This window comes from Alkalihalophilus pseudofirmus (assembly GCF_029094545.1).
Lineage (GTDB): Bacteria > Bacillota > Bacilli > Bacillales > Bacillaceae_D > Alkalihalophilus > Alkalihalophilus pseudofirmus.
The window spans coordinates 2,864,593-2,875,719 of the sequence record NZ_CP117835.1 but is presented as its reverse complement, the minus strand read 5'-3'; the positions used below and the strand labels follow the sequence as shown (position 1 = coordinate 2,875,719).

General features: G+C 39.8%; 11 protein-coding genes. 8 read left to right on the top strand and 3 right to left on the bottom strand.

What is annotated here, in order from left to right; genetic code table 11:
* Window positions 1-32 precede the first annotated feature (32 nt).
* Window positions 33-410, bottom strand: coding sequence for a rhodanese-like domain-containing protein (locus tag PQ478_RS15325; RefSeq protein WP_012959678.1), 378 nt, complete (start codon window positions 408-410; stop codon window positions 33-35).
* A gap of 198 nt (window positions 411-608) precedes the next feature.
* Here PQ478_RS15325 and PQ478_RS15320 point away from each other — a divergent pair, with 198 nt between their 5' ends.
* On the top strand, window positions 609-1,442 hold the full coding sequence (locus tag PQ478_RS15320; protein WP_012959677.1) for a lipoate--protein ligase family protein: 834 nt from the start codon (window positions 609-611) through the stop codon (window positions 1,440-1,442).
* 44 nt (window positions 1,443-1,486) lie between these two features.
* On the opposite strand, the gene dat is transcribed toward PQ478_RS15320, so the two are convergent.
* Window positions 1,487-2,320: a D-amino-acid transaminase gene (dat, locus tag PQ478_RS15315; protein WP_012959676.1), complete on the bottom strand. Its 834-nt coding sequence runs from the start codon at window positions 2,318-2,320 to the stop codon at window positions 1,487-1,489.
* A 467-nt stretch (window positions 2,321-2,787) separates the two neighbouring features.
* On the opposite strand from dat, the gene PQ478_RS15310 reads away from it, so the two are divergent.
* The 4 genes from PQ478_RS15310 to PQ478_RS15295 all read left to right on the top strand — a co-directional run bounded on the left by PQ478_RS15310 (window position 2,788) and on the right by PQ478_RS15295 (window position 8,085).
* Window positions 2,788-5,361: a vitamin B12-dependent ribonucleotide reductase gene (locus PQ478_RS15310; RefSeq protein WP_012959675.1), complete on the top strand. Its 2,574-nt coding sequence runs from the start codon at window positions 2,788-2,790 to the stop codon at window positions 5,359-5,361.
* Window positions 5,362-5,468: 107 nt separating this feature from the next.
* Window positions 5,469-6,494, top strand: a complete 1,026-nt coding sequence (splB, locus tag PQ478_RS15305; protein ID WP_012959673.1) for a spore photoproduct lyase — start codon at window positions 5,469-5,471, stop codon at window positions 6,492-6,494.
* 140 nt (window positions 6,495-6,634) lie between these two features.
* Window positions 6,635-7,057, top strand: a complete 423-nt coding sequence (mntR, locus tag PQ478_RS15300) for a transcriptional regulator MntR (protein WP_075681029.1) — start codon at window positions 6,635-6,637, stop codon at window positions 7,055-7,057.
* A gap of 131 nt (window positions 7,058-7,188) precedes the next feature.
* Window positions 7,189-8,085 (top strand): patatin-like phospholipase family protein, encoded by an 897-nt coding sequence (locus PQ478_RS15295; RefSeq protein WP_012959671.1) that lies wholly within the window; start codon window positions 7,189-7,191, stop codon window positions 8,083-8,085.
* Window positions 8,086-8,099: 14 nt separating this feature from the next.
* Here PQ478_RS15295 and PQ478_RS15290 read toward each other — a convergent pair whose 3' ends face one another.
* On the bottom strand, window positions 8,100-8,516 hold the full coding sequence (locus tag PQ478_RS15290) for an SA1362 family protein (RefSeq protein WP_012959670.1): 417 nt from the start codon (window positions 8,514-8,516) through the stop codon (window positions 8,100-8,102).
* 415 nt (window positions 8,517-8,931) lie between these two features.
* Here PQ478_RS15290 and PQ478_RS15285 point away from each other — a divergent pair, with 415 nt between their 5' ends.
* The 3 genes from PQ478_RS15285 (at window position 8,932) to PQ478_RS15275 (ending at window position 11,080) form a co-directional block, all read left to right on the top strand.
* Window positions 8,932-9,456: a YqhR family membrane protein gene (locus PQ478_RS15285; protein WP_075681025.1), complete on the top strand. Its 525-nt coding sequence runs from the start codon at window positions 8,932-8,934 to the stop codon at window positions 9,454-9,456.
* A 113-nt stretch (window positions 9,457-9,569) separates the two neighbouring features.
* Complete coding sequence (gene aroQ, locus PQ478_RS15280) at window positions 9,570-10,004, top strand: type II 3-dehydroquinate dehydratase (RefSeq protein WP_289234775.1); 435 nt, start codon at window positions 9,570-9,572, stop codon at window positions 10,002-10,004.
* 2 nt (window positions 10,005-10,006) lie between these two features.
* The gene (locus PQ478_RS15275; protein ID WP_289234774.1) at window positions 10,007-11,080 is read left to right on the top strand and encodes a M24 family metallopeptidase; all 1,074 of its coding nucleotides are present in this window, start codon (window positions 10,007-10,009) and stop codon (window positions 11,078-11,080) included.
* Window positions 11,081-11,127: the final 47 nt, after the last annotated feature.

Here is an 11,127-nt window from a genome sequence, read left to right as displayed (position 1 = left end):
AGAGGCTGATATATCAGCCTCTTTCTTTATGCTTATTTTTTCTTGATTTTGCCTGTCCATTTTTTGAAGCCGCCTTGAAGGTGATAGAGATCTTCCACACCGCGTTTCTTTTTAAGGAATTGAGCAGCTTGTCTGCTTCTAGCTCCTGATTGGCAATAAAGATATACAGGCTGGTCGGTACGGACTTCATTGGCGCGCTGACGTAACTGGGACATAGGAATGTTTCTTGAGCCTAGAATATGCCCGCCCTCATATTCACGTGGTTCACGTACATCGATTAATTGCGCCTTTCGATACCCTTTAATGAAATCTTCCTGTGTTAATGTAGTTAAGTATTTAGGCGTATAGAAACGTTTAAATACTGCATACACCACTAGTGCTAAAAGAATCAGCCATAAGTAAATCATCATAAATCTACGTACACTCCTTCTACAAATACATCATTTCTCATTAAATTATATCTATCTAGACAGGAATTAGCAATTGCTATATGTGAATCGATGTTAATTAGTCACAGAATATCAAAGCAACCTACTTGGCTCTCTTTAGTGATTTTGTTACACTAGGTTGGAACTTTAGATGATAGCATACAGAAAGAAGCGATGAATATGAATGAAACATGGCGTTTTATTGATTCGGGTAATTGTTCACCTGCTTATAATATGGCTTTAGATGAAGCGTTGCTAGACTGGCATAGTAAAGGGAAGATACCACCGACCATCAGATTTTACGGGTGGAACCCTGCAACTCTCTCCATTGGTTACTTTCAAAAAGTAGAAAAAGAAGTTAATATGCAGGCAGTTAAGGATTATGGGTTAGGATTTGTCAGAAGGCCTACCGGAGGACGTGGAGTTCTGCATGATCAAGAACTTACATATAGTGTGATTGTTTCAGAAGACCATCCTGAAATGCCAGCGACTGTTACTGAGGCGTATCGTGTGATCTCAGAAGGTATTCTAGAAGGGTTTAAAAAAGTAGGACTTGATGCTTATTTTGCGGTACCTCGTACAGATGAAGAAAAAAATGCGTTGAAAAACCCTCGCTCAGCTGTTTGTTTTGATGCGCCTTCTTGGTATGAACTGGTTGTAGAAGGCAGAAAAGTGGCAGGGAGTGCTCAAACGAGGCAAAAAGGAGTTATTTTGCAGCACGGCTCAATTATCTTAGATATTGATGAGGATAAGCTATTTGACCTGTTTAATTATCCAAGTGAACGTGTACGTGAAAGAATGCAGAAAAACTTTAAAAATAAAGCAGTGGCAATAAATGCTCTTCGCAAAACCCCTCTTACAATGGAGGAGGCAAAAGAGGCCTTTCATTATGGTTTTGAAAAAGGGTTAGGCATTACTCTTGAACCTTATTCATTAACTATGGATGAGGAAGCAGAAGTATGGAAAATTGCTCGGGAAAGGTATGAACAAGATAGCTGGAACTACCGTAAATAATAGAAAAGGCCTGGAATCTGCCAGGGCCTTTTCTATTTATTTTGTTATGGCAGCAGCTGCTTGAAGGCTTCTTGCAGCTGTCTTGTGATAGGACCAATCTCAAGCGTTGCTGAGACATCACCTGTAATCGACCGAACAGGGGTTACTTCCATCGTTGTGCTAGTTATAAAAGCTTCATCTGCAATCGCTAGTACATCGACTGGGAAGGCTTCTTCTACTACATGCAGCCCAGCTTCTTTAGCAAGCTTGATTACAACTTGTCTAGTGATGCCGTTTAAAATTAAGTTTGTGGCAGGATGAGTATAGAGGGTGGAATCTTTTATTAGGAACAGGTTTGATGACGAGCCCTCAGTCACTGTACCATCTCTGTGCATGATGGCTTCATGGCAATTGTGATCAGCTGCTTCTCGCTTTGCCATTATGTTACCAAGTAAGTTTATCGTTTTAATGTCACAGCGCAGCCAACGGATATCTTTTGTGAGCCATAAGTCGACTCCGTTAGTTAATAGCTCTTCTTTACGCTCTAGGTTTTCAGCAAAACCAGTTAGAACGGGTGAGATTTCACGTTGGTATAAATGGTTCCTTGGCTGTAAGCCGCGTGTTAATTGAATATAGACAATTCCTGTTTCAATGGTATTTTTTATAATCAATTCATTTATAAGCTCAGTAAACGTCTCTCTCGTTGTTGAGAGAGGGATATCAAGTTTTTTTGCGCTCTCATAAAGACGATCTAGATGTTGATTTATCGTAAATGGTTTGCCGTTATATATACGAATAACTTCATAAATTCCGTCACCAAAATGATAGCCGCGATCATCAAAGTCTATGCCGGCTTTTTCTTTAGGTACAATATCTTGGTCAATGAGAACATATTTCATAAGTAAAACCTCCAGCTCTAGTAATTCAGATTTTCAGATAGTTATCCTCATTATCTGAACATCCAAAAAAAATTTTGTCAATCATTTTCTCTCGCTTTGTCGAATTGAGAGCAGATAAGGGTTTGACTTTTGTCCTATCTTTGGCAAGAGAGAAATTGGTTCAAATTAACGGGAAAATCAAATTAAATATCTGTTAAACTCATATATGCTTGTCTTTTTTAGCTGTTTCAAGTTTGACAAATTAGGATAAAATTTAATTTAACACAATATATAGTGTTTATTTCCGAAAAAGGAATACTATATATTGAATCAGGGTATAGAACTGTGGTAGACTTACCCAAGAATAAAAACTTAGACAAGGACATGCACCTGGCAATTCCATTATTGTTGAGTTTATTTTGATTGAGTTTATTTCAATTTAGTTTTTAATAAATGTTTTAGTGGTTTAATTAAAGGAGGAGACGTGAATGGCGATGACGATGGCGAACGTGATGCGTGTCAATGTGGAGAAATTAAATAAAGACATTGCACAATTTTCACAAGTTCATCCAATAACGGAAGACATGCACATAACGAAAAAGGGTGTGTCTAGACTTGTTATGCTTGACCGTTATACGTTTAAGGATACGGAGAAGAAAACATTAGCTGTAGGAGATTTTGTTGTATTAACTGTTAAAGCAGACCCTAAGTTCCCAGCAAGAGGATTTGGTTTTGTGGTTGAATTAAACCGCGAAGATAACAAAGCGAAAGTTCTTGTAGATGAAGAGTTCCGCGGGGTATTAGAAGGGGAAGAGGCAGAAAGCGGCCTCGTAACACGTTCACTAGATACAATTGAAAAGCCGTTAGAGTTGTTCTATGAGCAAATTGCTAAGCGTAATGCAACCGGTTTGGCATCAGTCGAAGAAGATGCAGCGCGTCGCCAAGAGTCTTTTGAACAGTTTTACAGCGAGTTAGTCAATATGAACTTCATTCCTGCAGGGCGAGTTCTTTACGGAGCAGGTGCTAAAACAGACGTTACATATTTCAATTGTTATGTAATGCCTTTTGTTAAAGATTCACGTGAAGGGATTTCTGAGCATCGTAAACAAGTGATGGAGATCATGAGCCGAGGCGGCGGAGTCGGAACAAATGGATCAACTCTAAGACCGCGCAATACGCTTGCAAGGGGCGTGAATGGGAAATCTTCTGGTTCAGTTTCATGGCTTGATGATATCGCCAAGCTTACTCATTTAGTTGAGCAGGGAGGGTCAAGACGCGGAGCGCAGATGATTATGTTGGCTGATTGGCATCCTGATATTTTAGAATTCATCATATCTAAAATGCAGAATCCGCGTATTTTGCGTTTCTTATTAGAACAGACAAATGATGAACAAATTCGTCGCCTAGTAAAAGAAAAACTAAGTTTCACCCCGCTTTCTCCAGTTGAAGAAGCAATGTATCAAGGGATCGTGAACTTCAGGAATGTTGAAGGGCAGGGAGGCTTTGATACAAAAGTCATTCAAGAAGCGGAAGATAAATTAATGACAGGCGGAACATACAAGGTCAACAACCCAGAGTTTTTAACAGGCGCTAATATCTCCATTACGTTAACGAAAGAGTTTATGGAGGCTGTTGAAAACGATGAGGAGTACGCACTTCGCTTCCCTGATGTAGAAAATTATACGGCGGAGGAAATGGAGTCTTACAATGAAACATGGCATGAAATCGGAGATGTGCGTGAATGGCGCGAGATGGGATACGGTGTTCGAACCTATCGCCTAATTCGAGCTAAAGAACTATGGAACCTGATTAATATTTGCGCCACGTATAGTGCAGAACCAGGTATTTTCTTCATCGACAATGCTAATGACATGACGAACGCTAAGGCATACGGACAAAAAGTAGTCGCGACTAACCCTTGTGGAGAGCAGCCGCTTGCTCCGTATTCTGTTTGTAATCTCGCTGCAATAAACTTAGCAGAGATGGCTGATAAGGAAACAAAAACAGTTAACTTTGATAAATTAAAACGGACGGTTGAAGTCGGCGTACGTATGCAAGATAATGTCATTGATGCTACACCGTATTTCTTAGAGGATAATACGAAGCAAGCAAAAGGAGAGCGTCGTGTCGGACTTGGAGTAATGGGTTTACATGATCTGCTTATCTACGCTGAGACGGTCTATGGATCAGAGAAAGGCAATCAATTAGTTGATCAAGTATTCGAAACGATTGCAACGACGGCTTATCGCACAAGCATTGAGTTAGCAAAAGAGAAAGGCAGTTTCCCATACTTAATTGGTCAAAATGAAGAAGAGACGAAAGCATTACGAGAAGCATTCATTAATACAGGCTACATGAAAAAAATGCCTGAGGATATCCGTGAAGGCGTGCTGGCGTATGGAATTCGCAATTCTCATTTACTAACGGTTGCCCCAACAGGCAGCACAGGAACGATGGTGGGGGTATCTACAGGTCTTGAGCCATACTTCTCATTCTCTTATTTCCGAAGCGGACGCCTTGGTAAATTTATCGAAGTGAAAGCAGGAATTGTGGAAGAGTACTTAAACAGCCACCCAGAGGCTTCTGCGGACGAATTACCAGAGTGGTTCATTTCTACAATGGAATTATCACCAGAAGCTCATGCAGATGTTCAGTGTATTATCCAGCGTTGGGTTGATAGTTCATTATCTAAAACCGTTAATGCTCCTAAAGGCTACACAGTTGAGCAGGTTCAAGCGGTTTATGAGCGCCTATATCGCGGCGGTGCTAAAGGCGGAACCGTTTATGTCGATGGCAGCCGGGATGCTCAAGTGCTTTCACTCAAAGCCGAAGAAAATAATTTCGAACAAAAAGAACTTTTCGAACAAACAACTGAGGAAGCTGAGGGTGAAAAGAAAAAGGTCGTTCTCGTTAATACAATTACAGAAGTTCGATCAACAAATGTGACGTTTGGTTCAGAAGTAGGGAATACGTGTCCCGTTTGCCGAGAGGGTACAGTTGAAGATATTGGCGGCTGTAATACATGTACAAGCTGCGGTGCACAGTTGAAATGTGGATTATAATGAAGATGAAGATGAGCTAACAAGGCTCATCTTCTTTTTTTTGTTCTAAATACTGGCATGATGAATGCTGTTTTTTTGCACATTCTAAAAGAAAAGGAGGAGAGAACATGAAACCATTCTCACCACAGCTCGTCTATTTTGAGCCGGGAGCTCTTGAATATCCCCTCGGCAAAGCATTAAAAGAAAAGTTTGAGAAAATGGATGTTGAAATTAGAGAAACGACTTCACATAACCAAGTACGCAACATTCCAGGAGACAATGACCTGCAAAAATATCGAAATGCTAAATCAACATTGGTTGTAGGTGTTAGAAAAACGCTGAAGTTTGATACTTCAAAACCTTCTGCAGAATATGCTATTCCTCTTGCCACAGGGTGTATGGGGCATTGTCATTACTGTTACCTGCAAACCACTCTTGGTGATAAGCCATACATTAGAACGTATGTTAATTTAGATGAGATTTTTGAAAGTGCGGATAAGTATATAAAAGAAAGAGGAGATGAAATTACCCGTTTTGAGGCGGCCTGTACATCAGATATTGTTGGAATTGATCATCTCACTCATTCACTTAAGAAAACGATTGAACATATTGGCAAGACAGAAAATGGCCGCCTTCGATTTGTAACGAAGTACAATCATGTCGATCATTTACTTGATGCAAAACATAATGGAAATACGAGGTTTCGTTTTAGTGTCAATTCAGACCATGTCATAAAGAGCTTTGAACCAGGAACTTCCTCCTTTCTTGAGCGTATTGAGGCAGCAGGCAAGGTGGCTAAGGCTGATTATCCGTTAGGTTTTATTGTAGCCCCTTTAATTTTGCATGAGGATTGGGAGGCGGGATACCTTGATTTATTTGAACGTCTTGAAGCGACCTTGCCGCACTATGCTAAAAAGGATCTAACGTTTGAAATGATTCAGCACCGTTTTACGAAGACAGCCAAAAGAGTTATTCAAAAACGTTACCCTAAATCGAAATTAGAAATGAATGAAGAAGAACGAAAATATAAGTGGGGTAAATACGGAAGAGGTAAATACGTATATAAGGATGATGAAGCTACTACCTTGAGAGAGACGATTCAATCCTATATCGAACGCTTCTTCCCGGAAGCAAAAATCGAGTATTTTACGTGATGAACATCCACACATAAATAGGAAATAACATTGTCTCTGGTTCCCCTTCTGTAGTAATATAGAAATGATGACTGCATGGATCGATTAATGGTGGGCAAACGCGTCTCTTGCGTGTTTGTTGAATAAATGGAGGGGACCCTATGCCGACACCTAGTATGGAAGATTATTTAGAACGAATTTATATCTTAATTGAAGACAAAGGGTACGCTCGCGTTTCAGATATTGCTGAGGCACTTGAGGTACACCCTTCTTCTGTGACTAAAATGGTTCAAAAACTTGATAAAAGCGAGTATCTTATTTATGAAAGGTACAGAGGATTGGTTTTAACTGCTAAAGGAAAAAAAGTAGGAAAGCGGCTTGTCTATCGCCACGAACTGCTCGAAGACTTCATGAGGTTAATCGGTGTGGAAGAACAACATATTTATCAAGATGTTGAAGGAATTGAACATCATCTCAGCTGGGATGCGATTGATCGTATTGGGGATTTAGTGCAATTCTTCCAAGAAGATAAAAAACGGATTGAAGAATTAAAACAAGTCCAAAAAAAGAATGAAGAAGACTAGCGAATATGATTAGTGAAAAAGAACGATAACCATAGAGCCTCTATGGTTATTTTGTTTTCTAACTAGAATTAAACTTTTTAGGAAACATCCAAGCCCATCTCTACATATGGTAACGTAGTGGGGGGATGTGAATGAAAGTAGATGGCGTGTTTGCAGGCGGCGGTGTTAAAGCTTATGCATTTGTTGGGGCGCTAGAAGTGATGGAGGAGCGAGGATACGAATTTACCCGCATTGCTGGAACAAGCGCAGGGTCTATTGTAGCAGCCTTGATTAAAGCAGGCTACACGAGTAAGGAATTATTATCGTTATTAAATGAATTAGATATTGAGGCTTTTAAGGATGAGAGGATGTCATGGCTGCCCTTTCAAGCAGCAAAATGGGTGCACCTTTATTTTAAGTTAGGGATCTATAAAGGGGATGCTCTTGAGGAATGGCTTAGCTGTGTGTTGAAGAAAAAAGGCATTCGAACCTTTGCAGACCTTCCAAAAGATTCTCTGAGAATTATCGCATCAGATCTCTCACAAAACAGACTGATGGTCCTGCCAGATGACCTGCCTCTCTACGGGCAGCTTCCTGAAAAATTTTCCGTAGCCCGGGCGGTTAGAATGAGCTGCAGTATACCTTTTTTCTTTGAACCGGTTAAAATCTACGACCGGACTAAAAATGGGGCAAGGTCGTATGTAGTAGATGGGGGCATCTTAAGTAATTTTCCTATGTGGCTGTTCATGGACGGTAGAACTAAGAAATGGAAGCGGCCTGTCATCGGATTTCAATTATCACCTTCAACTGAGCAAATGCCGCCCAATGATATTAAGAATGCCATCTCTCTATATAGAGCCCTCTTTAACACAATGACAAAAGCACATGACTCAAAATATATTGCTGCAGATCATGCAAAAAATATTGTATTTATACCTGTGGTTGATGTGAGTGCGACTGATTTTGAAATGTCGGACCAAGAAAAAGATAAACTTGTAGCCCTAGGAAAAGGACAGACGGAGATGTTCTTAAAAGGGTGGCGCTACTAAAAAGAACCGTGCTTTTAAAATAAAGCGCGGTTCTTCTTTTTATTCTTTTTACCCTCAATGACTGTGAAATTATGGTCTGCACGTTTTTTTATAGCGGATTTTGGATAAGGAGCTTTCTTTTTGACAGCCGATGTTCCATTTGTCGCTTTGAAGAAATTTGGACCTCTTGAAGGTGTGGCTTTTGTGACTGTACTCGTACGTTTTGCTTTTTTAAGTTGTGAGCGGCTAGGTCCTTGTCGCTTTGGCATAATGGGGGTGCCGAATCGCTTGGCAAGATAGAGACGATACAAGAAAAATATGACCGCCACAAAACCTGCGATAAATAGTACTCGCGTCAATAACCCTATTGGATTATAAATCATTTGATAGCCAAGTCCGATAACAGCTAAGGCAACGACTGCTAAAACAACCATTTGCATAGTACGCTGCATACGAGCTCACCTCCGTGATAAGTATATATTGTTTGCTCTAAGAGAATAAGTTGTGTGCCTTATACTTTAAAGAATGTATTATTTACTGTGTCAATGATCATGTAGAGTTGACTGTATTTCTATTCTTTTCCCTAATTAAAGTGAAATCAAACAATTAAGCTCAAACAATTAAGACCAAGCATTCATTATAATTGTTATTCTACACCAATTCTTTTAAATCCTCTATCTAATTCAAATCCTTCTTATTCATATCCCTCTACATTCTACACAAAAGCAGCCCAACCCATTCAATGATTTAACAGGTTTTTATGGAATTACAAAAAAGAATATAGATGAAATCATGAATGGACTTATTCTAACATTTTTGCATGAACCATTTAAAAGGCTGGACATACTAGGAGTGGAGGTGGTTAAGTTGGAACAGAACGAACAGTTAGAACAAAATGAAAAAGAACAGCAAATGTCTTTTCCAGTTAAGGTTGTAATAATTGGCTTTTTCGGGGGGCTTATTTGGTCATTAGTAGGGTACTTTGCCTTTTATTTTAATTTTATAAGAGTAGGACCTGCTCTAGTTTTAATGCCATGGGCTCTTGGTGACTGGAAAAATACCTATATTGGACAATGGACTGGAGTAGTTGTTATAGCTGTAATTTCGATAGGGGTTGCTTTTTTATATAAAGTTATTTTGCAAAAGGTCCTTAGCGTGTGGGCTGGTGTAGGATTTGGAGCTATTTTATGGGGCCTTGTATTTTATGTTTTTAACCCTTTTTTCCCAGGCTTAAAAACGGTACAAAGTTTAGACTCAAACACAATAGTCACCTCTCTTTGTTTATATATTCTATATGGAGTGTTTATCGGATATTCGGTTTCCTATGAATATGCTGAACAACATCATGAATTATCAAACAATCAAAACGAAGAAAATGGTGAAAAAGACTAAATATTTTGTAACAAACGTTGCTAACTTCTTCCTATATGATATCGCTAAATGTTACACTTATGATGAAATAAGTAGAACGCGGTCAGATCGTATCATTGAAGCGGGGGGTAACGATGAAACAATTTATGGTGATTAACGGTCCTAACTTAAATCGGTTAGGAAAAAGAGAACCAGCAGTATACGGGCACAAAACACTAGAAGATCTAGAGGTGAAGCTGCTAGAGGCAGCCAGAGAGTTAGGTGTAGGAATCACCTGTGTTCAATCAAATCATGAAGGCCGATTGATTGATGCTATCCACGAAGCCGCTGATCAATATAGTGGGATTATTATTAATCCAGGAGCCTTTACCCACTATAGCTATGCTATTCGTGATGCGATCGCTAGTGTTGATTTGCCAGTCATAGAAGTACATATCTCAAACGTCCATACACGTGAGGAATTTAGACACCACTCTGTTATAGCTCCTGTAACAAAAGGGCAGATTGTAGGACTAGGTTTGTATGGCTATGTTATGGCATTAACTGCGCTCGTAAAAGGAGAGGATTAATCATGAAACAACGAATTGAAGCGTTAAGAGAACAACTTAGGTCAGCTGATGTAGAGGGATTATTAGTAACAAGTGGTCATAACCGTCAATATATGACAACGTTTACCGGCTCCTCAGGTGTTGCTTTAATTACATTAGACAAGGCTTTGTTTATTACTGACTTCAGGTATATGGAGCAAGCTAGGGAGCAGGCTGCCGGATATGAGATCGTTCAGCACACTGGACCTATTTTTGAAGAGGTAGCAAAGCAAGTAGAGGCATTATCTATTAAAACATTAGGGTTTGAGCAATCCCATCTTACATATGAAGCACACCAATTGTACACGAAGTTTATTGAATCAGCTAAACTTGTTCCGGTGTCTGGTTTGATTGAGAAACTGCGGATGTTTAAAGATTCAGATGAAATTAAGTTAATTAATGATGCAGCAGAAATTGCCGATGCAGCATTCAGCCACATTACTGGTTTTATTAGACCGGGGATCAGTGAGTTAGACGTATCGAATGAGCTTGAATTTTTTATGAGGAAACAAGGAGCTGCTAGTTCATCATTTGATATTATCGTCGCTTCAGGTTTCCGCTCTGCACTTCCGCATGGTGTAGCGAGTGAGAAGATGATTGAAAAAGGCGAACTAGTGACGCTTGATTTTGGGGCTTACTACAAAGGGTACTGCTCAGATATCACAAGAACGGTAGCTGTAGGTGAAGTCAGTGATGAGCTAAAGGCGATCTATCATACCGTTTTGGAGGCCCAGTTACGCGGGATGGAAGGGATTAAGCCTGGTATAACGGGAAAACAAGCCGATGCACTGACACGAGACTACATCACTGAAAAAGGGTATGGTGAATATTTTGGCCACTCTACCGGTCACGGTTTAGGGTTAGAAGTTCATGAAGGACCTTCGCTGTCTGTAAAATCGGAAACCGTTCTAGAACCAGGTATGATTGTGACAGTTGAACCTGGAATTTATGTAGCGGGTGTCGGCGGGACAAGAATAGAAGATGACACGTTAATTACAGAAGATGGAAACAAGTCATTTACTAAATCTACGAAAGATCTCTTGATTGTTGGCGAGTAAAAATTCTCGGGAAACTTTACACAGCCTATGGTATAGTAAATATTGTG